This window comes from Pseudarthrobacter oxydans, assembly GCF_034258515.1.
GTDB lineage: Bacteria > Actinomycetota > Actinomycetes > Actinomycetales > Micrococcaceae > Arthrobacter.
Genome location: NZ_CP139438.1, coordinates 3,166,013 through 3,191,730 on the forward strand (window position 1 = coordinate 3,166,013; position 25,718 = coordinate 3,191,730).

Annotated in this window: 36 protein-coding genes; 5 read left to right on the plus strand and 31 right to left on the minus strand. The window is 62.8% G+C overall.

All coding sequences use genetic code 11. From position 1 onward, the window contains the following. Positions 1-94: 94 nt before the first annotated feature. Positions 95-1,765 (plus strand): ATP-binding protein, encoded by a 1,671-nt coding sequence (locus SMD14_RS14360; RefSeq protein ID WP_321214072.1) that lies wholly within the window; start codon positions 95-97, stop codon positions 1,763-1,765. A 67-nt stretch (positions 1,766-1,832) separates the two neighbouring features. Here the strand turns inward: SMD14_RS14360 and SMD14_RS14365 are convergent, their stop codons facing one another. The 8 genes from SMD14_RS14365 to SMD14_RS14400 all read right to left on the minus strand — a co-directional run bounded on the left by SMD14_RS14365 (position 1,833) and on the right by SMD14_RS14400 (position 7,075). Continuing rightward, positions 1,833-2,726, minus strand: a complete 894-nt coding sequence (locus tag SMD14_RS14365) for a tRNA pseudouridine synthase A (protein ID WP_321214073.1) — start codon at positions 2,724-2,726, stop codon at positions 1,833-1,835. A gap of 32 nt (positions 2,727-2,758) precedes the next feature. Continuing rightward, positions 2,759-3,340: a 50S ribosomal protein L17 gene (gene rplQ / locus SMD14_RS14370; protein WP_157241611.1), complete on the minus strand. Its 582-nt coding sequence runs from the start codon at positions 3,338-3,340 to the stop codon at positions 2,759-2,761. 71 nt (positions 3,341-3,411) lie between these two features. Further along, entirely contained in the window at positions 3,412-4,422 is a 1,011-nt protein-coding gene (locus tag SMD14_RS14375; RefSeq protein WP_013601812.1) for a DNA-directed RNA polymerase subunit alpha, read from the minus strand. A gap of 130 nt (positions 4,423-4,552) precedes the next feature. Then, positions 4,553-4,954 carry a 30S ribosomal protein S11 gene (rpsK, locus tag SMD14_RS14380; RefSeq protein ID WP_018769149.1) on the minus strand — a complete coding sequence of 134 codons (402 nt, stop codon included), beginning with the start codon at positions 4,952-4,954 and terminating at the stop codon, positions 4,553-4,555. 54 nt (positions 4,955-5,008) lie between these two features. Beyond that, on the minus strand, positions 5,009-5,383 hold the full coding sequence (rpsM, locus tag SMD14_RS14385; RefSeq protein WP_003803743.1) for a 30S ribosomal protein S13: 375 nt from the start codon (positions 5,381-5,383) through the stop codon (positions 5,009-5,011). Positions 5,384-5,566: 183 nt separating this feature from the next. Further along, a complete protein-coding gene (rpmJ, locus tag SMD14_RS14390; protein WP_009358722.1) occupies positions 5,567-5,680 on the minus strand; it encodes a 50S ribosomal protein L36 in 114 nt (37 codons plus the stop codon). 70 nt (positions 5,681-5,750) lie between these two features. Beyond that, entirely contained in the window at positions 5,751-5,972 is a 222-nt protein-coding gene (gene infA / locus SMD14_RS14395; RefSeq protein ID WP_009358723.1) for a translation initiation factor IF-1, read from the minus strand. A gap of 167 nt (positions 5,973-6,139) precedes the next feature. After that, positions 6,140-7,075 (minus strand): P1 family peptidase, encoded by a 936-nt coding sequence (locus SMD14_RS14400; RefSeq protein ID WP_321214074.1) that lies wholly within the window; start codon positions 7,073-7,075, stop codon positions 6,140-6,142. 239 nt (positions 7,076-7,314) lie between these two features. Between SMD14_RS14400 and SMD14_RS14405 the strand changes: the two genes are divergently transcribed. The 3 genes from SMD14_RS14405 (at position 7,315) to SMD14_RS14415 (ending at position 10,606) form a co-directional block, all read left to right on the plus strand. Continuing rightward, positions 7,315-8,271, plus strand: coding sequence for a carbohydrate ABC transporter permease (locus SMD14_RS14405; protein ID WP_197432481.1), 957 nt, complete (start codon positions 7,315-7,317; stop codon positions 8,269-8,271). After that, on the plus strand, positions 8,268-9,188 hold the full coding sequence (locus SMD14_RS14410) for a carbohydrate ABC transporter permease (RefSeq protein WP_321214075.1): 921 nt from the start codon (positions 8,268-8,270) through the stop codon (positions 9,186-9,188). The genes SMD14_RS14405 and SMD14_RS14410 overlap by 4 nt, the downstream gene beginning before the upstream one ends. A 74-nt stretch (positions 9,189-9,262) precedes the next feature. Next, positions 9,263-10,606 carry an ABC transporter substrate-binding protein gene (locus tag SMD14_RS14415; RefSeq protein WP_321214076.1) on the plus strand — a complete coding sequence of 448 codons (1,344 nt, stop codon included), beginning with the start codon at positions 9,263-9,265 and terminating at the stop codon, positions 10,604-10,606. Between the two features lie 86 nt (positions 10,607-10,692). Here the strand turns inward: SMD14_RS14415 and map are convergent, their stop codons facing one another. The 23 genes from map to rpsJ form a co-directional block, all read right to left on the minus strand. Further along, entirely contained in the window at positions 10,693-11,520 is an 828-nt protein-coding gene (gene map / locus SMD14_RS14420) for a type I methionyl aminopeptidase (RefSeq protein ID WP_157241608.1), read from the minus strand. A gap of 72 nt (positions 11,521-11,592) precedes the next feature. After that, entirely contained in the window at positions 11,593-12,162 is a 570-nt protein-coding gene (locus SMD14_RS14425; protein WP_197432583.1) for an adenylate kinase, read from the minus strand. A gap of 5 nt (positions 12,163-12,167) precedes the next feature. Then, entirely contained in the window at positions 12,168-13,478 is a 1,311-nt protein-coding gene (secY, locus tag SMD14_RS14430; protein ID WP_321214077.1) for a preprotein translocase subunit SecY, read from the minus strand. 215 nt (positions 13,479-13,693) lie between these two features. After that, a complete protein-coding gene (gene rplO, locus SMD14_RS14435; RefSeq protein ID WP_157241606.1) occupies positions 13,694-14,179 on the minus strand; it encodes a 50S ribosomal protein L15 in 486 nt (161 codons plus the stop codon). Further along, complete coding sequence (gene rpmD, locus SMD14_RS14440) at positions 14,180-14,386, minus strand: 50S ribosomal protein L30 (protein WP_078027228.1); 207 nt, start codon at positions 14,384-14,386, stop codon at positions 14,180-14,182. A gap of 2 nt (positions 14,387-14,388) precedes the next feature. Further along, entirely contained in the window at positions 14,389-15,111 is a 723-nt protein-coding gene (rpsE, locus tag SMD14_RS14445) for a 30S ribosomal protein S5 (RefSeq protein ID WP_321214078.1), read from the minus strand. Continuing rightward, complete coding sequence (rplR, locus tag SMD14_RS14450; RefSeq protein WP_157241605.1) at positions 15,108-15,491, minus strand: 50S ribosomal protein L18; 384 nt, start codon at positions 15,489-15,491, stop codon at positions 15,108-15,110. Before rplR ends, rpsE begins: the two co-directional genes overlap by 4 nt. 2 nt (positions 15,492-15,493) lie before the next feature. Beyond that, positions 15,494-16,030, minus strand: coding sequence for a 50S ribosomal protein L6 (gene rplF, locus SMD14_RS14455; protein WP_050054319.1), 537 nt, complete (start codon positions 16,028-16,030; stop codon positions 15,494-15,496). An 18-nt stretch (positions 16,031-16,048) separates the two neighbouring features. Further along, positions 16,049-16,447, minus strand: a complete 399-nt coding sequence (gene rpsH, locus SMD14_RS14460; protein WP_041652213.1) for a 30S ribosomal protein S8 — start codon at positions 16,445-16,447, stop codon at positions 16,049-16,051. Positions 16,448-16,540: 93 nt separating this feature from the next. Continuing rightward, positions 16,541-17,122, minus strand: a complete 582-nt coding sequence (gene rplE / locus SMD14_RS14465; protein ID WP_102975105.1) for a 50S ribosomal protein L5 — start codon at positions 17,120-17,122, stop codon at positions 16,541-16,543. After that, on the minus strand, positions 17,122-17,484 hold the full coding sequence (gene rplX / locus SMD14_RS14470) for a 50S ribosomal protein L24 (RefSeq protein WP_102975106.1): 363 nt from the start codon (positions 17,482-17,484) through the stop codon (positions 17,122-17,124). Before rplX ends, rplE begins: the two co-directional genes overlap by 1 nt. A 3-nt stretch (positions 17,485-17,487) precedes the next feature. After that, entirely contained in the window at positions 17,488-17,856 is a 369-nt protein-coding gene (rplN, locus tag SMD14_RS14475; RefSeq protein ID WP_009358299.1) for a 50S ribosomal protein L14, read from the minus strand. Between the two features lie 636 nt (positions 17,857-18,492). Next, a complete protein-coding gene (gene rpsQ, locus SMD14_RS14480) occupies positions 18,493-18,798 on the minus strand; it encodes a 30S ribosomal protein S17 (protein ID WP_013601827.1) in 306 nt (101 codons plus the stop codon). Beyond that, entirely contained in the window at positions 18,795-19,124 is a 330-nt protein-coding gene (rpmC, locus tag SMD14_RS14485; RefSeq protein ID WP_013601828.1) for a 50S ribosomal protein L29, read from the minus strand. The genes rpsQ and rpmC overlap by 4 nt, the downstream gene beginning before the upstream one ends. Before the next feature lie 2 nt (positions 19,125-19,126). Further along, positions 19,127-19,543 carry a 50S ribosomal protein L16 gene (rplP, locus tag SMD14_RS14490; protein ID WP_013601829.1) on the minus strand — a complete coding sequence of 139 codons (417 nt, stop codon included), beginning with the start codon at positions 19,541-19,543 and terminating at the stop codon, positions 19,127-19,129. Then, on the minus strand, positions 19,544-20,389 hold the full coding sequence (gene rpsC / locus SMD14_RS14495; RefSeq protein WP_321214079.1) for a 30S ribosomal protein S3: 846 nt from the start codon (positions 20,387-20,389) through the stop codon (positions 19,544-19,546). Continuing rightward, positions 20,390-20,755: a 50S ribosomal protein L22 gene (gene rplV / locus SMD14_RS14500; RefSeq protein WP_009358304.1), complete on the minus strand. Its 366-nt coding sequence runs from the start codon at positions 20,753-20,755 to the stop codon at positions 20,390-20,392. A 38-nt stretch (positions 20,756-20,793) separates the two neighbouring features. Further along, complete coding sequence (rpsS, locus tag SMD14_RS14505; RefSeq protein WP_003803803.1) at positions 20,794-21,075, minus strand: 30S ribosomal protein S19; 282 nt, start codon at positions 21,073-21,075, stop codon at positions 20,794-20,796. 12 nt (positions 21,076-21,087) lie between these two features. Then, complete coding sequence (rplB, locus tag SMD14_RS14510; protein ID WP_066277871.1) at positions 21,088-21,927, minus strand: 50S ribosomal protein L2; 840 nt, start codon at positions 21,925-21,927, stop codon at positions 21,088-21,090. Between the two features lie 29 nt (positions 21,928-21,956). Beyond that, positions 21,957-22,262, minus strand: coding sequence for a 50S ribosomal protein L23 (gene rplW / locus SMD14_RS14515; protein WP_102975110.1), 306 nt, complete (start codon positions 22,260-22,262; stop codon positions 21,957-21,959). Continuing rightward, complete coding sequence (gene rplD, locus SMD14_RS14520; protein ID WP_104998635.1) at positions 22,259-22,882, minus strand: 50S ribosomal protein L4; 624 nt, start codon at positions 22,880-22,882, stop codon at positions 22,259-22,261. The genes rplW and rplD overlap by 4 nt, the downstream gene beginning before the upstream one ends. A gap of 4 nt (positions 22,883-22,886) precedes the next feature. Then, positions 22,887-23,537 (minus strand): 50S ribosomal protein L3, encoded by a 651-nt coding sequence (gene rplC / locus SMD14_RS14525; protein WP_013601833.1) that lies wholly within the window; start codon positions 23,535-23,537, stop codon positions 22,887-22,889. Positions 23,538-23,554: 17 nt separating this feature from the next. After that, positions 23,555-23,863: a 30S ribosomal protein S10 gene (rpsJ, locus tag SMD14_RS14530; RefSeq protein WP_003803825.1), complete on the minus strand. Its 309-nt coding sequence runs from the start codon at positions 23,861-23,863 to the stop codon at positions 23,555-23,557. Between the two features lie 410 nt (positions 23,864-24,273). Between rpsJ and SMD14_RS14535 the strand changes: the two genes are divergently transcribed. Further along, positions 24,274-25,710 carry a GH1 family beta-glucosidase gene (locus tag SMD14_RS14535; protein ID WP_157241604.1) on the plus strand — a complete coding sequence of 479 codons (1,437 nt, stop codon included), beginning with the start codon at positions 24,274-24,276 and terminating at the stop codon, positions 25,708-25,710. Positions 25,711-25,718 lie beyond the last annotated feature (8 nt).

The following is a 25,718-nucleotide window of genomic DNA, read 5'->3' on the forward strand; positions in this document are numbered from 1 at the left end:
AGCCGAAAGGATGTGCTAACGGTGACCATCAGGAATTCGAACGCACTTGCCGCCCGGCATTCCATTCCAAGTCCGCGGGGTTTGAATCGCACTCATGGCTGAGCACTTGTTCCAGCGTGGACCTATACGGTTCTTCCGGGGTCTCGGACCCCGGGCCCAGGTGGTGCTGTGCCAGCTTCCGCTGACGTTGATTGTTGCCGGCCTTGCGGCGGCTACGCCCGTCGCCTGGCCATCGTTGCTGCACAGTCCCCTCTATATGACCGGAATCCTGCTCCATGGGATCCTCTTCCTGGGCTGTTTCCTGGTGCCGTGGGAGCGCCTGGGCCACCGGTCCTATCTGTTTGTCCCCGTCCTGGACTTCGCGGCCATCGGGTTTCTGCGCAACGGCGCCGCCCCGCTCCTGCCTGGGCTCGCTGTCCTGGTGGTCTTTCCGGTGATCTGGCTTTCCGCCTCAGGAATGCTCACACGCACCAGCCTGGTGTTGAGCTTTGTTGGCCCAATGTTCATCATGCTTCCCCCAATTGCGGGACGTTTCCCCAACCTGAACGCCACGGACATCACCACCGTTGTCCTCTTTCCCCTCATGATGCTCTCGGTATCGCTCGCCATCCGGTTTGCCAGTATCCATGTCCGGCTCCAGCAGCGTGAACTCGCGGAGAAGGACAGGGAGCTCAGGACGCTGCTGCGCGAAAGCCGGGAACGGGAAAAGCTGCTCCAGACGGTCCTGGACGCCACCGACGTCGGAATTGCCGCCGTCGACCGTTCCGGCCGCTTCCTCGTCTCCAACGACCGGCAGCGGAACTTCCGCCGGGCCACCGGCGCCGACGATGCCGCCCCGGGGCAGGGCCACCAGCTGATCTTCGGCCAGGACAGGCGGACCCTGCTGCCGCCGGAAAAGCGTCCCATCAGCCGGGCCATCGCAGGTGAGTCCTTCGCTGACTACCTGGTGTGGGCCGGTGAGGGAGCAGAACAGCGCGCCGTGTCCACGGCCGCCCGGCCCCTGGTCAGCGAGGACGGCAGCTTCAACGGTGCGGTGGTGGTCTACAGCGATGTCACCGGCTGGGTGGAAGCACTCGCCGCCAACCAGGAACTCGTCACGAACGTCTCCCACGAGTTCAAGTCGCCCCTGAATTCCATCATCGGAAACATCGACCTTGTCCTGGATGACGCCGGCGCTGAACTGCCGCCACAGGTGGCCCAGCGCCTGCTGGTGGTCCAGCGGAACGCGGAACGGCTGGTTGCCCTGGTGTCCGACCTGACGGCGACCGCCTCCACGGCCCTGAACGTGCACCCCAAGCGGACAGACCTGGCCAGCCTGGTGGAAACCAGCCTGGGCTCCGCGCAGGCCCAGGCCGAGCGGGCACATATCCAGCTCAGGGCCGACGTTCCCTCGCCTCTCTGGGCCTACGCCGACCCGCTGCGCATCGGCCAGGCGCTGGACAACCTCGTCTCCAACGCCATCAAGTACTCCCCCGACGGCGGGACGGTCAGCGTCAGCGCCAGCTTCAGTGAGGAGTGGGTCCGGCTCAGCGTCAGCGACACGGGAATGGGGATGAGCCGGGAAGACACCGCGAGGGTCTTCAAGCGCTTCTTCCGGACGGAATCTGCACGGAAAGCGGCCATAGCCGGCGCCGGGCTTGGCCTGTCCATCACCAAGATGATCGTGGAGGGCCACGGCGGCAGCATCACCTGTGAGAGCGGCCAGGGCAAGGGCAGCACGTTCACGCTGACACTACCGGCGGACGGGCCCCCGCCGTCGTTCTAGGGAATCGATTGCTCCGTAGATGCCGTTTTGACGGCTCAAAACGGCATCTACGGAGCAACCGATGGGTTCAGTGCTCCCGGAGCGCCCTTGTCAGTTCCGCACGGGCCAGCAGCTCGTCGTCGGACGGGTAGGCCACTTCCTCCAGCACCAGCGGGTGCGGCGCGGCGAGCACGGACTTGGCGTCCCGCTTCCTGGCCAGCAGGCGCTCGTGCAGCCAGCCCGCTTCCTCAACGCCCTCCCCCACGTACAGGGCAGAGCCGACCAGGGCGCGCACCATGTTGTGGCAAAAAGCGTCGGCCTGGACAGTGGCCACGATGACGCCGTCTTCGGCCCGCGTGAACTCGAAGCGCTGGAGCTCGCGGATAGTGGTTGCACCCTCCCGCGGCTTGCAGAAGGACAGGAAGTTCTGCAGCCCCAGGAGCTTGGAGGCACCCTCGTTGAGCAGGTCCACGTCCAGCGGGTTCTTATGCCACAGGGTGGAGTACCGGCCCAGCGGGTCCCACAGGGCGGGCCCGTCCGCGATGCGGTAGCTGTAGCGCCGCCACAGGGCCGAGAAACGGGCGTCAAAGCCTTCGGGTGCCAGCGTAATCCTGTGCACCTCCACGGCGCCGGTGAGGTCCCCGAGCACCCGGCTCAGGGCGCCGCGGATCCTGCGGAGCATGGCGACGGCGGGATCCAGTTCGTGCCCGCGGGGCAGTCCCCGCCACTCGGCTTCCGTGAGGTCCAGGTGGACAACCTGGCCGCGTGCGTGCACTCCCGCGTCCGTCCGGCCCGCAACGGTGACGCGGACCGGCCGCCGTACCAGCAGGTGCAGGGCCTCCTCGAGGACCCCCTGGACAGTGCGCAGGCCAGGCTGCAGTGCCCACCCGCTGAAAGGGCCGCCGTCGTACGACAAATCAAGCCGGACACGCAAAAACCCGCCGCCCCCCAATACGGGGGCCGCGGGTTTTTGGTCGTTCATAGACTCAAGTCTATGCGAAGGAAGTCAGCGAATTACTTCGCGTCCTTTTCCTCGGCTGCGGGAGCCTCGGGGGCTTCCTCAGCGGCCGGAGCCTCTTCGGTTGCAGCCTCTTCAGCCGGAGCCTCAGCAGCGTCGGCTTCAACAGCCTCTGCCTCGGGAGCCTCTTCTGCAACGGGTGCAGCAGCGGCTTCCTTCTTGTCAGCGTCGCGCTTCGCAGCGGAGGTAGCCTCGGCTACAACAGCCTGCTTGGCGGAAACCGGCTCGAGGACGAGCTCGATGACAGCCATGGGAGCGTTGTCGCCCTTGCGGTTGCCGATCTTGGTGATGCGGGTGTAGCCGCCGTCGCGGTTCTCCACAGCCTGGGCGATGTCGGTGAACAGCTCGTGGACGACGCCCTTGTTGCTGATCAGGCCGAGGACCCGGCGGCGGGAAGCGAGGTCGCCACGCTTGGCGAAGGTGACCAGGCGCTCTGCGTACGGCTTCAGGCGCTTGGCCTTGGTCACCGTGGTGGTGATCCGCTTGTGCTCGAACAGGGATGCTGCCAGGTTCGCGAGCATGAGGCGCTCGTGAGCCGGGCCGCCTCCGAGGCGCGGACCCTTAGTGGGGGTAGGCATAATTGTTTCTCCTCAAATGGAAGCCGTGGGCGCTGCACACCGTGGTGCCTGCCCGCCGGCCAAGGTCTGGTTTAGAGTTCGTCGTCGCCGAAGGCGGCGTCGTCCTCTTCGATTGCTGCGGCGCGTGCTGCGAGGTCAAAACCGGGAGGCGAGTCCTTGAGGGACAGGCCCAGTTCAACCAGCTTTGCCTTGACCTCGTCAATGGACTTGGCACCGAAGTTGCGGATGTCCATCAGGTCAGCCTCGGAGCGGGCAACGAGTTCACCCACGGTGTGGATGCCCTCACGCTTGAGGCAGTTGTAGGAACGGACGGTGAGGTCCAGATCCTCGATCGGCAGTGCCATGTCGGCTGCCAGGGCAGCGTCGGTGGGCGACGGGCCGATCTCGATACCTTCAGCTGCGGTGTTCAGCTCACGTGCCAGACCGAAGAGCTCCACCAGGGTGGTGCCTGCGGAAGCAACAGCATCGCGCGGGGCGATGGCCTGCTTGGTCTCGACGTCGACAATCAGCTTGTCGAAGTCGGTGCGCTGCTCAACACGGGTTGCTTCCACGCGGAAAGTAACCTTCAGCACCGGCGAGTAGATGGAGTCGACCGGGATGCGGCCGATCTCTGCATCGCCGGACTTGTTCTGAGCTGCCGAAACGTAGCCGCGGCCGCGCTCGATGGTCAGTTCGAGTTCGAACTTGCCCTTCGAGTTCAGCGTGGCGATGTGCAGATCCGGGTTGTGGAATTCGACGCCGGCCGGCGGAGCGATGTCCGCGGCGGTGACGACTCCGGGGCCCTGCTTGCGCAGGTATGCAACAACCGGCTCATCGTGCTCGGAGGAGACCGAGAGGCTCTTGATGTTCAGGATGATCTCAGTGACATCTTCCTTGACACCCGGAACCGTGGTGAACTCGTGCAGCACGCCATCGATCCGGATGCTGGTTACGGCAGCACCGGGGATGGAGGAGAGCAGGGTACGGCGGAGGGAGTTTCCGAGGGTGTAGCCGAAGCCCGGTTCCAGCGGTTCAATGATGAAACGCGAACGGTTTTCGGAGACTACCTCTTCGGAGAGGGTGGGGCGCTGTGCAATGAGCACTTAGGTTTCCTTTCGGCGAGCATCCGCTATATGACGCAACACAGGTGGTGGAAATTCGGTCTGAAGACTTAACGCGCTGGGCTTGCCCGGACCGTCGACGGTCCGGGCAAGCTCAAACGGCGGAAAAGCCTTAGACGCGGCGGCGCTTCGGCGGGCGGCAGCCGTTGTGCGCGGCGGGGGTGACGTCCTGGATGGAGCCAACCTCGAGGCCGGCGGCCTGGAGCGAACGGATCGCGGTCTCGCGTCCGGAGCCCGGGCCCTTGACGAAAACGTCTACCTTGCGCATGCCGTGCTCCTGCGCACGCTTGGCAGCAGCTTCGGCGGCCATCTGGGCTGCGAACGGGGTGGACTTACGCGAGCCCTTGAAGCCAACCTCACCTGAGGAAGCCCAAGAGATAACAGCGCCGTTCGGGTCCGTGATGGAAACGATGGTGTTGTTAAAAGTGCTCTTGATGTGCGCCTGGCCCAGCGCGATATTCTTCTTGTCCTTCTTACGCGGCTTGCGAACCGCGCCACGAGTCTTCGGGGGCATTTTTTCTCCTACAGAAAGTTATCGGGGGAAAGTCCGTTAGTCCCGGCGGGGATTTTAACGGGCCTTCTTCTTGCCGGCGACGGTACGCTTCGGGCCCTTGCGGGTACGTGCGTTGGTCTTCGTACGCTGTCCGCGTACGGGCAGGCCCTTGCGGTGGCGCAGGCCTTCGTAGCTGCCGATTTCAACCTTGCGGCGGATATCTGCTGCTACTTCGCGGCGAAGGTCACCCTCAACCTTGTAGTTGCCTTCAATGTAGTCACGCAGCTCAACCAGCTGGGCGTCAGTCAGGTCCTTGACGCGAACGTCAGCGCTGATGCCCGTGGCAGCCAGGGTTTCGTGTGCACGGGTCTTGCCCACGCCGTAGATGTAAGTAAGCGCAATTTCCAGCCGCTTTTCGCGGGGAATGTCTACGCCAGCGAGACGAGCCATAGTGGCAGTACTCCTTGATAAACCGGAGGTCCTAGGCAGTACACCCGCACGTTCTGTGCGGCCCCAGCCTCCGACCGGGGGTTAGCTGTCCGGACTCTTTCGAGCTCAATGTTCCAGATCAGCTTGTGCTGCCTTTATTTACTTGCGTGGGTTAGCAACCCAGGATTTCCCGATGAAGGGAAATTAGCCCTGGCGCTGCTTGTGGCGCGGGTTCTCGCAGATCACCATGACCCGGCCATTACGGCGGATCACTTTGCACTTTTCGCAGATCTGCTTGACGCTCGGCTTGACCTTCATGGCATTCCTTTGCGTGTAACAGTTGGTCAACTGGAGCGGCGCTCAGCTCGCGCTGAAGCCGCCCAGCAATTTACTTGTAGCGGTAGACGATACGACCACGGGTGAGGTCGTACGGGCTCAGCTCCACCACTACGCGGTCCTCTGGGAGGATTCGGATGTAGTGCTGACGCATCTTTCCAGAGATGTGTGCCAGAACGATGTGCTTGTTGGTGAGCTCAACGCGAAACATCGCGTTAGGCAGCGCCTCGGTCACAACGCCTTCGATCTCAATGACCCCGTCCTTCTTGGCCATACCCTCCGCTAACTGTTGTTGCCGCAGCCCTGCCGGATTGCACCGGGCATGGCCACGAACGTTTTGGTTGGATCGATTGCCGGCTCCAGACCCAAAAGGGCGTGGCAGTCCAGACAACCAACAAACAACACTACGCCACTTTGCAGCGAAAGTTAAATCCAGCCATGCTAGCGCATCCCGCCGCCGTACGCACCATATTCCCCCGCCGGAGTGCTCACGGCCCGGGCACTGGCTACGCCGTCGAGGATGGCCAAACGTACGACGTCGGCTGCCGCACTCTGCAGGGTGATGAGGCTGAGCCGCCGGGCAGCTTCGTCCGAACGATCGAGTGCCGCAGCCTGGGTGGCCAGGCAAAATACAGTGTCCCCGTCAGCCAGGGTGTGGCTTGGATTCAGGGCCCTTGCTATCCCGGCGTGCGCCGCCGAAGCAGTTCGCTTGCACTCGGCAACATCGAGCACCGCATTGGTGGCGACAACAACGAGGGTGGTGTTCAGCGGGGCGTCTGCATCATGGCGATTGGGCTTTTCGAACCCCAAGGGGAGTCCCAACGCATTGACTATGGCAAGGGCGCCGACAACGATGCCGTTGTCCAGCGTGATGGAGGCCGTTCCTGCGCCGCCTTTGAACTGTCCCCTGCCGATGAGGGCCCCGGTGCCGGCGCCCACGTTGCCGCGCCCGACGTCGTGCCCTTCCGTTTGCGACGCAGCGGCGGCGGTTGCCGCGTAGCCCATGTCCGCCGTCGGACGTGCGGAGAAGTCCCCGCCCCTGCCCAGGTCGAAGATCGCGGCGGCCGGCACGATAGGGACTACTCCCCCGGGCACCGGGAACCCGCGGCCGTTCTCCTCGCACCAGCGCTGGGCGCCGGCGGCGGAGGCTAGGCCGTACGCGCTGCCGCCGGTGAGGACCACGGCGTCGACGGCGCTGACCAGGGTGGTGGGGTCCAGGGCGTCCGTCTCATGTGTGGCCGGTCCGCCTCCCTGGACATCCACCGAACCCACCGTGCCCGGCGGCGGAAGGACCACCGTCACCCCGGTCAGCCAGCCGTCGTCGGACTTTTGCGCGTGGCCAACCCGGATCCCGGGGACATCGGTGATCGCTCCCATGGCATCCATTCTGCCCTTTTGACCAGCAAACTGATGAATACGGCGGGTCCCTGACTTTCAAACAAAGTTTGTGCAAGACTGCAGGCAGCACAGCGTTAACAGGCAATGAAGCCTCGTATAACAGTCCCCCTCACGAGGGCATTCGTAGCTTTCCGCCTACTGACTTTGTGGTGAAGTAATGGCTAGACTCCCCCGACCACGGCCGGCCACGAGCAGGCACGAATCCCGTGAGAGACCGCATGACCCGTCAACTCGCACCCCATCCGTCCACCGATCCCACGAAGCCCGGACCCGCCGCCGCCCCTGGACGCCGGCGCTGGACGCAGCGAACCCGGCGTGACTTCTTCGTGTTCCTTGCCCTCGCTTTGCCCAACCTGGTGCTGATCGCCGTCTTCACATACAGGCCGTTGGTCAGCAACATCTACTACTCCACGCTGGACTGGACCCTGGGGTCGCCCTCAGCCACGGTGGTGGGCATCAATAACTACGTCACCTTCTTCACCAGCGACGACGCCTCCAAGGTACTGGGCACCACGGCGATCTTCACTGCAGTCACGGTGGGCGGATCCATGATCCTGGGGCTGCTCATCGCCCTGGCGCTGAATGCGAAAGTCCCGGGAACCACCTTCGCCCGTTCGGCGGTATTCGCTCCCTACGTCCTGTCCGGCGTGGGCGTGGGCCTGGTGTGGCTCTTCATTTTCGATCCCGGCTACGGCGTCCTGGCCTGGCTGCTCCGTGGCATCGGCCAGCAGAGCCCGCAGTGGATCAATGACCCGCAGCTTTCCCTGGTCATGGTCATCCTCGTCTACGTCTGGAAGAACCTGGGGTACTGCGCGGTGGTCTACCTGGCCGGGCTGCAGTCCCTGCCGCAGGATGTCATGGAGGCGGCGTCCCTGGATGGCGCGAACGGGTTCCGGCGGTTCATCAGCATGTCGTTGCCGCTACTGTCCCCCACCACGTTCTTCCTGCTGATCACCACCATGCTGTCCTCGCTGCAGGCCTTCGACCTGATCCGCATCATGACCCCGTTGGGAACCGGTACCAGCACCCTGATCTACGAGGCGTATCTCCAGGCCTTTGGTGCCTTCAACCGCGCAGGCTATTCGGCGGCCATCTCGGTGGTCCTGTTCGCGATCCTCCTGGTGATCACCGTGTTCCAACTGCGTTTCGTGGAGCGGAAGGTGCACTACTCGTGAGCTCCCTGTCACCGGTCAACCCGGACCCCACCGTCCCGGCAACGCAGGAAGCCGAACCACTTCTTCCCCGCGATCGGCCCTTCTCGCGGCGCAACCTGGCGCAAGCCGTCCTCGGCGGCTACGTCCCGCTGGTCCTGGCAACCCTGGTGGTCTTCCTGCCGCTGCTCTGGATGGTGCTCAGCTCATTCAAGCAGCCTGGTGAGATCATCACCATGGACCTGAAGATCCTGCCGGAAAGCCTCAACCTGCAGAACTACCAGATCGCGATGACCACTGTGCCCTTCGGCCAGTTCTTCCTGAACAGCACCATCGTCACGGTGACGGGCGCCAGCGTGAAAGTCATCCTGGCCATCCTGACGGCCTACGCCCTGGTGTTCGTGCGCTTCCCGTTCAAGAACGCGATTTTCGTCCTGATCCTGGTGGCCCTTATGGTGCCGCCCCAGGTGTCCATCCTGCCCAACTACATCCTGATCTCGGGAATGGGCGGAAAGAACACCCTGTGGGGCATCATCCTCCCGGGCCTCGGAACCGCCTTCGGAACCTTCCTCCTGCGCCAACACTTCCTCACACTGCCCGCCTCCATCCTTGAGTCGGCGGAAATCGATGGCGCCGGCCACTGGCGCCGCCTCTGGCGGATCGTGGTGCCGGTCTCCGTTCCCTCGATCGCCACGGTGGCACTCGTGACCATTGTCAGCGAGTGGAACGAGTACATCTGGCCGCTGATCATCACGGACCGTCCCGACACCATGACCCTGCCGGTGGGCCTGACACTGCTCCAGAACTCCGAGGGCAACGCCTCCGGATGGGGCATCCTCATGGCTGGCGCCGTCCTGGTCATCGTCCCCATCCTTATCGTTTTCGCAGCCCTCCAGCGTTACATCGTCGCCGGGCTCACCCAGGGCAGCGTCACCGGGTAAGCCCGTGCCGCCGTCGTTCGTCACAGAAGAAGCACCCAACTCCTCAATGCGGCACCCAATGAAAGGACCTGCACATGACACAGCACCTCGATCGGAGGCACTTCCTGGGACTCGCCGGGGTCACGGCGTCGGCCGCTGCCCTGGCAGCCTGCGGCGGCCCGTCCACGAGCGGCACGCCCAAAGCCAGCGAAGCCGCGGAACTCGACTTCAGTGGAGTGAAACCGGCCGCGAAAATCGACTTCTGGTCCAACCACCCCGGAAAGTCGCAGGACGTCGAAAAGGCCATTATTGAGAAGTTCCACGCCAAGTTCCCGGACATCCGGGTCAACCTGGTCACAGCCGGCGCGAACTACGAGGAAATCGCGCAGAAGTTCCAGACCTCGCAGGCGGCAAAATCCGGCCTCCCGGGCGTCGTCGTCCTCTCCGATGTCTGGTGGTTCCGCTACTTCACCAACGGCAGCATCATCCCGGTGGACGCCCTCGTCAAGCAGCTGGACATCAAGCTGGACGATTTCCGAAAGTCACTCGTGGACGACTACAAGTACAACGACAAGCAATGGGCGCTCCCCTACGGGCGTTCAACTCCCCTGTTCTATTACAACAAGGACCACTTCAAGGCGGCCGGGCTGCCGGACCGGGCACCCAAGACCTGGCAGGAGTTCGGCGAGTGGGCGCCCAAGCTGAAGGCCAGCTCAGGCGCGCAGTACGCCTACATCTATCCTGCGCTGGCGGGCTACGCGGGGTGGACCCTGCAAAACAACCTCTGGGGCTGGGGTGGCTCCTGGTCCAAGGAATGGGAGATCACCTGCGATTCGCCTGAATCCATCGAAGCGCTGCAGTGGGCCCAGGACTCCATCTACAAGAACGGATGGGCCGGCGTCTCCTCCAAGGAAGCTGCGGACGACTTCTCCGCCGGGCTGACCTCGTCCACGATCTCCTCCACCGGATCCCTCCTTGGCGTGCTGAAGTCCGCGCCGTTCAATGTGGGTGTGGGCTTCCTTCCCGGCGGACCGAAGGCCGAGACCAACGTCTGCCCCACCGGCGGCGCAGGGCTGGGCATCCCCAGCGGCATCACCAAGGAAGAGCAGCTGGCAGCCGGCACGTTCATCAAGTTCATGACCGAGCCGGAAAACAGCGCAGCCTTCTCGGCTGCCACCGGCTACATGCCCACCCGCGAGTCGGCGGACATGAAGGCGGTCCTGGCCCGGACGCCGCAGATCCAGACTGCCGTGGACCAGCTGGCTGTTACGCGGGTCCAGGACAATGCCCGCGTGTTCCTCCCGGGTGCTGACCAGGAACTGGCCAAGGCGGCCGCAGCGATCCTTACCCAGCAGGCGGACGTCAAGTCCACCATGACCAGCCTGAAGAAGACGCTGGAGGGCATCTACGAAAAGGACGTGAAGCCGAAGCTCGGTTGAGTTTCTCCTTAAGGACGAAGCGCCGGCTGACGTTGTGGAATCACAACGGCAGCCGGCGCTTCTGCCTGGGCAGGAAGGCCGCGGGGCTACGGGACCGGCACCGGGGTGACCCCGAGGGGCACCAGGTGCTCCGCGCCGCCGTCGGGCGCTGACAGCACCCAGATGCCCTTCTCATGGACAGCCACTGAGTGCTCCCACTGGCAGGAGCGCTGGCCGTCCGTGGTCACCACGGTCCAGTCGTCCTCAAGGACAGCGGTGTCGATGCCGCCGCGGACCAGCATGGGCTCGATCGCGAGGCAGAGGCCGGGCCGGATTTTGGGTCCACGGTGGCTGGTGCGGTAGTTCAGCACATCCGGGGCCATGTGCATTTCGGAGCCGATGCCGTGGCCTACGTAATCTTCGAGGATCCCCAACGGCTTGCCGGGGACTGCGGAAACGTAGTCGTCGATGGCGGCCCCGATGTCACCCACATGCTTGCCAGTGGCCAGTGCCGCGATTCCGCGCCACATGGCTGCATTGGTCACGTCAGACAGGCGCTGGTCCTCCGGATCGGCGGTGCCCACGATGACGGTCCTGGCGGAGTCGGAGTGCCAGCCGTTCACGATTGCGCCGCCGTCGATCGAGATGATGTCCCCGTCCTTGAGCACGCGGCTGCCGGGGATGCCGTGCACCACTTCCTCGTTGACTGAGGTGCAGATGGTGGCCGGAAAGCCGTGGTAGCCGAGGAAGTTCGACTTTGCGCCCGCCTCGTTCAGCACGGCGGCGAAGACGTCGTCCAGGTGCTTGGTGGTCACTCCGGGCACGGCCGCGGCAACGGCAGCGTCAAGCGCGCGGCTCAGGACCAGGCCTGCCTCGTGCATGATGCGCATCTGGGCATTGGTCTTGTATTCGATGCGGGGCTGGCCAAAGGCCATGGTGTTCCTTCTTTCAAATGGCTGAGGCTCCTCCCGGATGACGGGAGGAGCCTCGGATAACTGCCGCCTGGATCAGGCTGCCTGCGCTGCCTTGATGGCCTGCATCACGCGGTCGGTGACCTCGTCGATGGGGCCGATGCCGTCCACCTGGGTGAGGATGCCGCGCTCGGCGTACTTGGCCACCACGGCTTCGGTCTGCTCGTGGTACAGGTCAAGGCGGTGGCGGATGACGGCTTCGTTGTCGTCGCTCCGGCCCGTTTCCTTGGCCCGGCCGAGCAGCCGGTGCACCAGTTCCTCATCGTCGGCAGTCAGCTGCAGGACGACGTCGAGCTTTTCCTCACCCTTGGCGAGGATCTCGTCCAGGTAGTCCACCTGGGCGGTGGTGCGGGGGTAGCCGTCCAGCAGGAAGCCGTTTTCGACGTCGGACTCGCTGAGCCGGTCCCGCACCATCTTGTTGGTCACGCTGTCCGGAACGAAGTCGCCGTTGTCCATGTACTTCTTGGCCTCGATGCCAAGCGGCGTTTCGCCCTTCACGTTTGCACGGAAGATGTCGCCGGTGGAGATGGCCACAACGCCGAGGCGCTCTGAAATCCGTTCCGCCTGCGTTCCTTTTCCGGAGCCCGGAGGCCCAATAATCAGCATTCTCGTCATCGCAAAAGCCCTTCGTAGTGACGTTGTTGTAGCTGTGCGTCAATCTGCTTGACGGTCTCCAGACCCACGCCCACCATGATCAGGATCGAGGTGCCACCGAACGGGAAGTTCTGGTTCGCGTTGATCAGTACCAGTGCAACCAGCGGAATCAGCGCCACGAAGCCCAGGTACATGGCTCCTGGCAGGGTGATCCTGGAGAGCACGTACTGCAGATAGTCAGCGGTCGGCTTACCCGCGCGGATACCCGGGATAAAGCCGCCGTACTTCTTCATGTTGTCCGAGACCTCTTCAGGGTTGAAGGTGATCGCGACATAGAAGTAGGTAAAGAACACGATCATGGCGAAGTACAGCACCATGTAGATCGGGTGGTCACCGCGTGTCAGGTTGTTGTTGATCCATTCAACCCACGGCTGGAGCTGCTCGCCCTGCTTGGGCTGGTTGAACTGCGCAACCAGGCCCGGCAGGTACAGCATGGAGGACGCGAAGATCACCGGGATGACACCGGCCATGTTGACCTTGATGGGGATGTAGGTGCTGGTGCCGCCCACGGTCCGGCGGCCGATCATCCGCTTCGCGTACTGAACAGGAACGCGGCGCTGCGATTGCTCAACGAAGACCACCAGGGCCACGGTGAGCAGGCCCACGGCAAGGACGATAAAGAAGGTGCCGGGACCCTGCGAGGTCCAGATGGCGCCCAGGGAGGTGGGGAAGGTGGCAGCAATGGACGTGAAGATCAGCAGCGACATGCCGTTGCCCACGCCCTTCTCGGTCACGAGTTCGCCCATCCACATGATCAGGCCGGTGCCGGCCGTCAGGGTGATGATGATCAGGATGGTGGTGATCACGCTGCTGTCGGGAATGATCTGCAGGTTGCAGCCGGGCAGCAGCTGGCCGGAACGCGCCAGCGACACCAGGGTGGTGGCGTTGAGCAGGCCCAGTGCGATGGTGAGGTAGCGCGTGTACTGGGTCAGTTTCGACTGGCCGGACGCGCCTTCCTCGTACAGTTCCTGGAACCGGGGAATGACCACCCGGAGCAACTGGACGATGATGCTTGCCGTGATGTACGGCATGATACCCAGGGCGAAGATGGACACCTGCAGCAGGGCTCCGCCGCTGAACAGGTTCACGAGCTGGTACAGCCCGCCTGCCGTCTGACCGCCCTGCAAGCATTGCTGCACGTTCTGGTAGTTCACACCAGGCGAGGGAATGAAGGCACCCAAGCGGAAGATGGTGATGATTCCCAGCGTGAACAACAACTTGCGTCGCAGATCAGGCGTGCGAAAGGCCCGGCCAAATGCGCTAAGCAAGCGTCCTCCTGTGGTGTCTATAAGAGTGGTGTGATGGGGATCGATGAATCCCAACAACCGAGTCTAACGGGTGTATGCGCCCTGCGAACAATCCGCGGAAGCGGCGCTGCGCCGGATGGCGGCGAAAAAACGCCGGGCGGATGGAAAAAACTCCCGGTCCCGGGGCCGTAGCCCCGGGACCGGGAGTTCAACAACGGGCTTGGCGCCCACCGGCTCTAGAGAGCGGTGGTGCTTCCGCCTGCTGCGGCAATCTTTTCAGCGGCGCTGGCCGAGAATGCGTGGGCGGTGACGTCAACCTTGACGGTGATGTCGCCGGTGCCCAGCACCTTGACGGGCTGGTTCTTGCGAACGGCACCCTTTTCGACCAGGTTCTCCACGGTGACTGCGCCACCTTCGGGGAACAGCTCGTTGAGCTTGTCCAGGTTTACAACCTGGTACTCGACCCGGAACGGGTTCTTGAAGCCGCGCAGCTTGGGCAGGCGCATGTGCAGCGGCAACTGGCCGCCGGCAAAGCCAGCCTTGATCTGGTAGCGGGCTGCAGTACCCTTCGTGCCACGGCCAGCGGTCTTACCCTTGGATGCTTCACCACGACCAACACGGGTCTTGGCGGTCTTGGCACCCGGGGCGGGACGCAGGTGGTGAACCTTCAGGGCGTTCTGCTTCTCAGCAGCCTGTGCCTTATCAGCAGTGTTCTCTGCCATTTACTTCGCCTCCTCTACCTTTACCAGGTGCGGAACCGTGTTGAGCATTCCAACAGTCACGGCATCGGCGGTGCGGACAACAGTCTGTCCGATCCGCTTCAGGCCGAGGGACCGCAGGGTGTCGCGCTGGTTCTGCTTGCCGCCAATGGCGGACTTGATCTGAGTGATCTCCAACTGCGCGTCGGAGGGAATCAGGTTCTTAGCCATGACTAGGCACCTGCCTTCATGTTCAGAAGGGCCTTCACCAGTGCCGGCGGAGCGATCTCGTCGAGGGGCAGGCCGCGGCGTGCTGCCACTGCTGCCGGCTCTTCGAGGCGCTTCAGGGCGTCAACAGTCGCGTGAACGATGTTGATGGCGTTGGAGGAACCGAGCGACTTGGAGAGGATGTCGTGGATGCCCACGCACTCCAGTACTGCACGGACCGGGCCACCGGCGATAACACCGGTACCGGCGGAGGCCGGACGCAGCATTACGACGCCTGCGGCAGCCTCACCCTGAACGCGGTGCGGGATGGTGCTGCCAACGCGGGGAACGCGGAAGAAGGACTTCTTAGCTTCTTCTACGCCCTTTGCGATTGCGGCAGGAACTTCCTTAGCCTTGCCGTAGCCAACGCCGACCATACCGTTGCCGTCACCGACGACGACCAAGGCGGTGAAGCTGAAGCGACGACCACCCTTGACCACCTTGGAAACGCGGTTGATGGTGACGACGCGCTCTACGAACTGGCTCTTCTCGGCTTCACGGCCGCCATCGCGGCCGCCACGGCCACCACGGTCGCCGCGGCCCTGGCCACGGTCGCCACGCTCGCCGCGACGAGCGCCACCACGGCGGTCATCGGCAGCTGCGGGGGCAGTGGTCTCAGTGGCAGCTACGGCTTCAGTAGCCTTCTGATCTGCAGACACAGTGTCCTTTTCCTTGTTTGCTTCCGTCACAGTGACAGCCCACCTTCACGTGCACCGTCAGCGACGGCGGCGATCCGGCCGTGGTACTTGTTACCACCGCGGTCGAAGACAACAGCTTCGATACCGGCAGCCTTGGCACGCTCTGCGACGAGTTCGCCAACGCGCTTGGCCTTGGCAGTCTTGTCGCCGTCGAATGCACGAAGGTCGGCTTCCAGAGTGGAGGCGCTCGCTACGGTCTGGCCCTTGGTGTCATCGACAACCTGGACGAATACGTGGCGTGCGGAACGGTTGACGACCAGACGCGGACGTACAGCCGTACCGGAGATGCGCTTACGGATACGAAGCTGGCGGCGGCTGCGCGAAGCAGACTTGCTCTTGTTCGTACGCTTCTTGTTAATTGAGATGGCCATGGTTACTTACCAGCCTTTCCGACCTTGCGGCGGATGACTTCGCCGGCGTAACGGATGCCCTTGCCCTTGTAGGGGTCCGGCTTCCGCAGCTTGCGAATGTTGGCAGCAACCTCGCCGACCTGCTGCTTGTTGATACCTGAAACAGAGAGCTTGGTCGGGGTCTCAACTGCAAAGGTGATGCCCTCCGGTGCGGAGACATTGACCGGGTGGCTGAAACCGAGAGCGAACTCAAGGTCAGATCCCTTGGCCTGAACGCGGTAACCGGTACCGACGATTTCAAGCTTCTTCTCGTAGCCCTTGGTGACGCCCTCGATCATGTTGGAGATCAGGGTGCGGGTCAGGCCGTGGAGTGAACGGGAGGCGCGCTCGTCGTTCGGGCGGGCGACAGTCAGGGTGTCTGCATCCAGGGTGACCTCGATCGGGCTGGCCACAGTGTGGTTCAGCTCGCCTTTGGATCCCTTGACGCTGACGACAGAGCCGTCAACCTTGACCTCAACGCCGGCAGGAACGGTGATGGGGAGACGTCCAATACGTGACATTATTCTCTTCCTTTCCCGTTACCAGACGTACGCGAGGACTTCGCCGCCCACGCCCTTCTTGCCGGCCTGCTTGTCAGTCAGGAGGCCGGAAGAGGTGGACAGGATTGCGACACCCAGGCCACCGAGCACGTGCGGCAGGTTGGTGGACTTTGCGTAAACACGCAGGCCCGGCTTGGAGATACGGCGAACGCCAGCGATTGAACGCTCGCGGTTCGGTCCGAACTTGAGCTCGATGGTCAGCTTCTTGCCAACCTCAGCGTCCTCTTCCTTCCAGCCGGCGATGAAACCTTCGGCCTTGAGGATGTCGGCGACGCGTGCCTTGAGCTTGCTGTACGGCATGGTCACGGTGTCGTGGTATGCCGAGTTTGCATTGCGCAGACGCGTAAGCATGTCTGCGACAGGATCTGTCATTGTCATGGTGGGCTCTTGCCCTTCCTCGTAACGGTTTCCGCGGCGCAGCTTCCCTGACCGGAGTCAGGGCCGTGCCGCCGGACCTTTTACGTAGTTAGATTAGTCTTCGGCCTTGAACGGGAAACCAAGCGCCTTGAGCAGCGCACGGCCTTCGTCATCGGTCTTGGCAGTGGTAACAACCGTGATGTCCATACCGCGGACGCGGTCGATCTTGTCCTGGTCGATTTCGTGGAACATAACCTGCTCGGTCAGACCGAAGGTGTAGTTGCCGTTGCCATCGAACTGCTTGCCGCTCAGTCCGCGGAAGTCGCGGATACGGGGCAGTGCCAGGGTGACAAGACGATCCAGGAATTCCCACATGCGGTCGCCACGCAGGGTAGCGTGCGCACCGATGGGCATGCCTTCGCGCAGCTTGAACTGTGCGATCGACTTGCGGGCCTTGGTTACCTGCGGCTTCTGGCCGGTGATCTGGGTGAGGTCGCGGACAGCGCCGTCGATCAGCTTGGAGTCCTTGGCGGCATCTCCAACACCCATGTTCACAACGACCTTCACGAGGCGGGGAACCTGGTTGACGTTCTGGTACTTGAATTCCTCAATGAGCGTGCTCTTGATGGATTCTGCGTACTTGGTCTTCAGACGAGGAACGATCTTCGTTGCCGGAGTCTCGAGAGTCTCAGTCATTAGATGTCCTTCCCTGAGCTCTTGGCCACGCGGATGCGGACTTCGCGCTGCTTGCCGTTACGCTCAACGGTCTCAGTGCGGAAGCCGACGCGGGTGGGCTTCTTGGTGGACGGGTCAACCAGAGCCACGTTGGAGATGTGGATCGGGGCTTCAACAACCTCGATGCCACCGGTCTTGGTGCCGCGCTGCGACTGACCGACCTTGGTGTGCTTGGTTACGCGGTTAACGCCTTCAACCAACACGCGGTTGGTGTCGGTGAAAACACGCAGGACCTTGCCCTGCTTGCCGCGGTCGCCGCCGCGCTCAGCCTTGGCGCCAGTGATGACCTGAACGAGGTCACCCTTCTTGATCTTAGAAGCCATGGACTAGAGCACCTCCGGAGCCAGAGAAACGATCTTCATGAACTTCTTGTCACGGAGTTCACGACCAACCGGTCCGAAGATACGGGTACCGCGGGGGTCACCGTCGCCCTTCAGGATCACAGCTGCGTTCTCGTCAAACTTGATGTAGGAACCATCCGCACGGCGGCGTTCCTTCTTGGTACGGACGATGACTGCCTTGACAACATCGCCCTTCTTTACGTTGCCGCCCGGGATTGCATCCTTGACGGTGGCGACAATGACGTCACCGATGCCTGCGTAGCGACGGCCAGATCCACCGAGAACGCGAATGGTAAGGATTTCCTTAGCACCCGTGTTGTCGGCGACCTTGAGTCGCGACTCCTGCTGAATCACTATTTACTCCTTGCGTCGCGCCGGTTCTCAGACCGAAAATCTTCCTACGGAATGAGCCTTGCGGAACGGTTGATCGGGGTGTCTCTTGACCTGCCTGGATTTTGCCAGACCAGGCCTAAACTCCCGTGCCAGAAGCAGTTGCTCCCATCCGGTCCAGGACTGCTCCTGGGCGCAAGGGGGCACTATGCCGTGGCACGCTTGTTTACGAGGTTGATGACGGCGCACGAAAGGCGCCATACAAACTCAAAATCTTAGCACAGTTCCGGCCAGTCCCCATATCACCGCCGGCGCTCCCCCGCAAGGCGGACGACGCCGTTACGCACCGCAGCCTGACGGCCCGCCCCCGGCGCCGCTCCCCGCTGTCGGACGCTCTCTCACTTAATGCGCCTTTTCGGTCATCGCTCTCTCACTGTCCTCAGGAAAGTGAGAGAGCATCGGCCAAAAACCGACGTTAAGTGAGAGAGCGTCGGGGGGCACGACGGCGCCATGCGCAGGATTCTTTCGGCGCACCTTGCGTGCCACTCCCCCGGGAAGCCGCAGCACCGCCGTCGTGCGGTCACCACGCGTCCACGCCGTTAAAGCGGAAACCCCCGCTCCCAGGGGAGCAGGGGTTTCCGGTTACCGAAGCAGCAGGTGCTACTTGGCCTTCTCGAGGATTTCCACGAGCCGCCAGTTCTTGGTGGCGGACAGCGGGCGGGTCTCGGCGATAACAACGAGGTCGCCGATGCCGGCGGTGTTGTTCTCGTCGTGAGCCTTGACCTTGGAGGTACGGCGGATGACCTTGCCGTACAGGGCGTGCTTCACGCGGTCTTCAACCTGGACAACGATGGTCTTTTCCATCTTGTCAGAGACCACGTAGCCGCGACGCGTCTTGCGGTAACCGCGCTGCTCAGCCGTGGCTGCGGTAGCAGTTTCCGTCACGTTCTCGTCCTTTTCACTCACTTGGCATCCTCCTCGGTCTCAACCGTTTCAGCCGGCTCGGCCTTCTTGGTTGCGGCCTTCTTGGACTTCTTCTCTTCCTTGGCTTCCACAACCGGTGCGGCAACCTCGGCACGAATGCCCAGCTCGCGCTCACGGAGAACGGTGTAGATGCGGGCGATGTCCTTCTTTACCGCGCGCAGACGACCGTGGTTCTCCAGCTGTCCGGTGGCGGACTGGAAACGCAGGTTGAACAGCTCTTCCTTGGCCTTGCGGAGTTCTTCAACGAGACGCTCGTTGTCGAAACCGTCCAGCTGTGCGGGAGCCAGATCCTTGGATCCTACTGCCATTTCTATTCACCACCTTCGCGACGCAGAATGCGTGCCTTCAACGGGAGCTTGTGGATTGCCAGGCGCAGTGCCTCGCGGGCTACCGATTCCTCGACACCGGAGATCTCGAAGAGAACCCGGCCCGGCTTGACGTTTGCGACCCACCATTCCGGTGAACCCTTACCGGAACCCATGCGGGTTTCGGCAGGCTTCTTGGTCAGGGGACGGTCCGGGTAGATGTTGATCCAGACCTTACCGCCACGCTTGATGTGGCGGGTCATCGCGATACGGGCAGACTCGATCTGACGGTTGGTGACGTATGCCGGGCTCAGGGCCTGGATGCCGTACTCACCGAAGGAGACCTTGGTGCCGCCCGTAGCAGCGCCGGAACGACCCGGGTGGTGCTGCTTACGGTGCTTGACTCGACGTGGGATAAGCATTTAAGCCTGTCCTCCTTCTACAGCCTGTGCCGGTGCGGCTGCAGCTGCCTCAGCTGCCGGAGCCTCGGCAGCAGGAGCTGCGTCAGCGGCCGGGCGGTCGTTGCGACGGCGGCGGTCACCACGGTCAGCGCCACCCGGGCGGCCCGGACGGTCGCTGGCACCGCGGCCACGGGACGGGGCGGAAGCGGCCTGCTGGGCCAGTTCCTTGGCGGTGACGTCACCCTTGTAGATCCAGACCTTCACGCCGATGCGGCCGAAGGTGGTCTTGGCTTCGTAGAAGCCGTAGTCGATGTTCGCGCGGAGGGTGTGCAGGGGCACACGGCCTTCGCGGTAGAACTCCGAGCGGGACATTTCAGCGCCACCCAGTCGACCGGAGCAGGCGATACGGATGCCCTTGGCACCTGCACGCTGCGCAGACTGCATGGCCTTCTTCATTGCGCGGCGGAACGCCACACGTGAAGTCAGCTGCTCAGCAACGCCCTGGGCAACAAGCTGGGCTTCCATCTCGGGGTTCTTGACCTCGAGGATGTTCAGCTGGACCTGCTTGCCGGTGAGCTTTTCGAGCTCGCCGCGGATGCGGTCTGCTTCTGCTCCACGGCGGCCGATGACGATGCCGGGACGGGCCGTGTGGATGTCCACGCGGACGCGGTCACGGGTGCGCTCGATCTCAACCTTGGCGATACCGGCGCGCTCCATGCCCGTGGACATGAGCTGGCGGATGCGGATGTCTTCGCGAACGAAGTCCTTGTACCGCTGGCCGGCCTTGGTGCTGTCAGCGAACCAGTGCGATACGTGATCGGTGGTGATGCCGAGTCGGAACCCGTGCGGGTTTACTTTCTGTCCCACTTAGCGAGCCTCCTCTTTCTCCGGGGTAGCGACTACCACGGTGATGTGGCTGGTGCGCTTCTTGATCTGAAATGCACGACCCTGGGCACGCGGCTGGAACCGCTTCATGGTCGGGCCTTCATCAACAAACGCTTCGCTGATGATGAGGTCACCTTCGTCAAACGCCACGCCGTCGCGGTCCGCGAGGACCCGGGCGTTGGAGATTGCCGACTGTACTACCTTGAATACCGGCTCCGAAGCTGCCTGGGGGGCAAACTTCAGAATTGCCAGAGCCTCATTCGCTTGCAATCCACGAACAAGGTTGACGACGCGCCGGGCCTTCATAGGCGTTACGCGGATGTGGCGCGCAATTGCCTTGGCTTCCATTGCTTTCCTTCTCTCGTCTTTGACGTAAGTGCAGGCGCCTAGCGGCGCTTGCCCTTACGGTCGTCCTTGACATGGCCGCGGAATGTCCGCGTGGGAGCGAATTCGCCGAGCTTGTGCCCGACCATCGACTCAGTGACAAACACCGGAATGTGCTTGCGTCCGTCGTGTACGGCGATCGTGTGTCCCAGCATGTCGGGGATGATCATCGAACGGCGGGACCAGGTCTTGATGACGTTCTTGGTGCCCTTTTCGTTTTCCCTGGCTACCTTCACAAAGAGGTGCTGGTCGACGAAAGGACCTTTTTTCAGGCTGCGTGGCATGTGTCCAGGCTCCTATCGCTTGTTCTTGCCAGTACGACGGCGACGAACAATAAGCTTGTCGCTCTCTTTGTTGGGGCGGCGGGTGCGGCCTTCCCGCTGACCGTTGGGGTTGACGGGGTTACGTCCACCGGACGTCTTACCCTCACCACCACCGTGCGGGTGGTCAACCGGGTTCATGGCGACACCACGGACGGTCGGGCGGACGCCCTTCCAGCGCATGCGGCCGGCCTTGCCCCAGTTGATGTTCGACTGCTCGGCGTTGCCGACCTCGCCGACGGTTGCGCGGCAGCGCACGTCAACGTTGCGGATTTCGCCGGAAGGCAGACGCAGCTGGGCGAAACGGCCTTCCTTGGCAACAAGCTGGATGGATGCACCGGCGGAGCGGCCCATCTTGGCGCCGCCACCCGGACGCAGTTCAACTGCGTGGATAACGGTACCCACGGGGATGTTGCGCAGCGGCAGGTTGTTGCCAGGCTTGATGTCAGCGTTGGCGCCGGCCTCTACGAAGTCACCCTGGGACAGCTTGTTCGGGGCGATGATGTAACGCTTGGTGCCATCAACGTAGTGCAGGAGGGCGATGCGAGCCGTACGGTTCGGATCGTACTCAATTTCAGCAACGCGGGCGTCCACGCCGTCCTTGTCGTGACGACGGAAGTCGATCAGACGGTACTGGCGCTTGTGTCCGCCACCCTTGTGACGGGTGGTGATCTTACCGGTGTTGTTACGACCGCCCTTTTTGGGCAGCGGACGTACCAACGACTTTTCCGGAGTCGACCGCGTGATTTCGGTGAAGTCCGCTACGCTCGAGCCACGACGGCCCGGGGTAGTCGGCTTGTATTTACGGATTCCCATAATTTATTTCCTCGTTAAAGTGGTCTCCGCTACGAGAGCGGACCGCCGAAGATGTCGATGGTGCCTTCTTTGAGGGTGACAATCGCACGCTTGGTGTTCTTGCGGGTACCCCATCCGAATTTGGTGCGCTTGCGCTTACCGGCACGGTTGATGGTGTTGATCGAGTCGACCTTGACGGAGAAGATTTTCTCCACGGCCAGCTTGATCTCGGTCTTGTTCGAACGGGGGTCCACCAGGAAGGTGTACTTGCCCTCGTCGATCAGGCCGTAGCTCTTTTCCGACACGACGGGTGCAAGCACGACGTCGCGCGGATCCTTGATGGTGGCTGCACTCACTTGGCATCCTCCTCATTCTTTGCCACTGCCTTGCCGGCAACGAATGCGTCGTAGGCAGCCTTGGTGAAGACAACGTCATCAGACACGAGAACGTCGTAGGTGTTCAGCTGGTCTGCGTACAGAACGTGAACACCGGCGAGGTTGCGCACGGACAGTGCTGCAACATCGTTGGCGCGCTCGATGACGACCAGCAGGTTCTTGCGGTCGGAGACGCCGCGCAGCGCTGCAAGTGCAGCCTTGGCGGAAGGCTTGGAGCCTTCTACCAGCTCGGCGACAACGTGGATGCGCCCGTTGCGTGCCCGGTCAGACAGTGCGCCGCGCAGTGCAGCAGCAATCATCTTCTTGGGGGTGCGCTGGCTGTAGTCACGCGGGGTGGGACCGTGGACAACGCCACCGCCGGTCATGTGAGGAGCACGGATTGAACCCTGACGGGCGCGGCCGGTGCCCTTCTGCTTGAACGGCTTGCGTCCTGCACCGGAAACTTCAGCGCGGGTCTTGGTCTTGTGGGTACCCTGGCGAGCAGCAGCGAGCTGGGCAACGACAACCTGGTGCAGCAGCGGCACGTTGGTCTGGACGTCGAAGATCTCTGCAGGCAGGTCAACCTGGACAGTGTTAGCCATTGGACTAGGCTCCCTTCACGGCGGTGCGTACGAGGACGACCTGGCCGCGGGCGCCGGGAACGGCACCCTTGATAAGGAGCAGCGACTTCTCGACGTCAACCGCGTGGACCGTGAGGTTCAGCGTGGTGTGACGAACGGCGCCCATGCGGCCGGCCATTTTCATGCCCTTGAAGACGCGGCTCGGGGTGGATGCGCCACCGATTGAACCGGGCTTACGGTGGTTCTTGTGGGCACCGTGGGAAGCTCCAACGCCGTGGAAGCCGTGACGCTTCATAACACCGGCGAAGCCCTTACCCTTGGTGGTGCCGATGACGTCGATCTTCTGGCCGGCTTCGAAGACCTCTACGGAGAGCTCCTGGCCCAGCTCGTACTCAGCAGCATCTGCGGTACGGAGTTCGACGACGTGGCGGCGAGGCGTGACGCCCGCCTTTTCAAAGTGACCAGCCAGCGGCTTGGTGACCTTGCGGGGATCGATCTGGCCGTAGCCGATCTGAACGGCGACGTAGCCATCAGCTTCTGCGTTGCGCAGCTGGGTGATGACGTTCGAATCTGCCTGGACCACAGTGACGGGGATGAGCTTGTTGTTCTCGTCCCAGACCTGGGTCATGCCGAGCTTCGTGCCCAGCAGGCCCTTTACGTTACGGGTTGCGGTCATAGTCTCTCAGCACCTCCCTACAGCTTGATTTCGATGTTCACGTCAGCCGGCAGGTCGAGACGCATGAGCGAGTCAACAGCCTTCGGCGTGGGATCGATGATGTCGATAAGACGCTTGTGCGTGCGCATTTCGAAGTGCTCGCGGCTGTCCTTGTACTTGTGCGGAGAGCGGATCACGCAGTAAACGTTCTTCTCCGTAGGCAGCGGCACGGGGCCCACTACCGTTGCGCCTGCGCGCGTGACCGTCTCAACGATCTTCCGTGCTGAAACGTCAATGACCTCGTGGTCGTATGACTTCAGCCGGATGCGGATTTTTTGTCCCGCCATGTCGCCTGACTCTCTTTCAGTCTGTGCTTCCCCTGGTTAGGGCTGCCCTGTTCATTTCTCGTTGTATGGCTGCCGAAGCATTTGAAGTCGTAACTACCACCCGCCGCACAAGCTGAATCCGGATAATCCGGGTTCCTCACCTTGCCGGCGCAACCGACCCCCGCGGTCGGGCGTGTCGCGCTGTGCACGCATACAAATCCGCTATTCCATGGGGAGTGGGTTATGTTTGGTCTTCCACTTGGACCCTGGCATCCGGCATTATCCGGATCGGGACGCGAAGAAGCGCTTGAACAACTCATCTAGTATGCCGGAATTTGGCGGCAGAAGCGAATCGGCGCCGCTCACGCCCGGCTGCGGGTGCTTCTTCCGGGGCCATTGCCCCTCGTCCCAACCGAATGGATGATAGGGGCATGACCCTGGAAAGCACAGACTCGGCGACCGAACTCGCCAGCCGGATGCCGGCGTCGTTCACTTTGGGGGTAGCCGCTGCTGCCTTCCAGATTGAAGGAGCATTGGCCGACGGCGGGCGGGGGCCCTCCGGCTGGGATGCCTTCGCCGAGAAGCCGGGCGCCATCGTGGACGGCCACTCCCCCGCCGTGGCGTGCGACCACTACAACAGGCTGCCAGAGGACGTGGCCCTGCTGAAGGACCTTGGGGTGGACTCCTACCGCTTCTCACTGTCCTGGCCGCGGATCCAACCCGAAGGGCGCGGCGGTTTCAACAAAGAAGGACTGGACTTCTACGACCGGCTCCTGGACCAGCTGCTTGCGGCCGGGGTCAGCCCGATGGCTACGCTCTACCACTGGGATACCCCGCTGCCGCTGGAACACCGCGGCGGCTGGATGAACCGGGAGACAGCCGAGCGCTTCGGCGAATATGCCAGTGCCGCGGGCGAACGCTTCGGGGACCGTGTGGCGCAGTGGGTCACCTTGAACGAACCCGTCTCGGTGACCCTGAACGGCTATGCCCTGGGCGTGCATGCCCCCGGCCATGCGCTCATGTTCGACGCACTCCCGTCCATTCACCACCAACTGCTGGCCCACGGCCTTGGTGCGCAGGCACTGCGGGCAGCCGGCGTAACCGGAGGCATCGGGGTGACCAACCTGCACGCGCCCGTGCGGCCCGCCAGCGGCAAGATAGGTGACCGGCTCGTAGCCCACCTCTATGACCTGCTGATGAACCGGATCTACGCAGATCCCGTGCTGCTGGGCCGCTACCCGAAGCTTCCCCTGTATGCCAAGCCATGGCTGCGCTCCATCGGCAGGATCTCCGACGCCGATCTGCGGACCATCCACCAGCCACTGGACTTCTACGGCCTGAATTACTACTTCCCCGTGAAGGTGGCCCTGGGACGCGGCGCAGCATCAATCCCGGCAGATGTCCACAAAGCGGTGGCGCGACTGCCCTTCCACGAGGTGGGCTACCCGGAATACGACAGCACCGGGTTTGGTTGGCCTGTGGCCCCGGATCATCTGGGTGTCCTGCTGAAAGAGCTCCACGACCGGTACGGCGAAGTACTGCCGCCGGTGTTCATCACCGAGGGCGGCGCCAGCTTCCCTGAGCCCGAGACCGTGTCCGGAACATGGCAGGACGAGGAGCGGGTGCGCTACCTGGCCACGCACCTTGGGGCAGCCCTTGATGCCACCGCTCCGGGCGGGATCGCTTCCGGCGTGGACCTCCGGGGCTACTACGTGTGGACCCTCATGGACAACTTCGAGTGGGCGGCCGGATATTCACAACGCTTCGGACTGGTCCATGTGGACTTTGACACCCAGGCGCGCACCCCGAAACAGTCCTTCTACTGGTACCAGGAACTCAGCCGCGCAAGGAAAGCGGGCAAGGCCTAGTTTGTGCT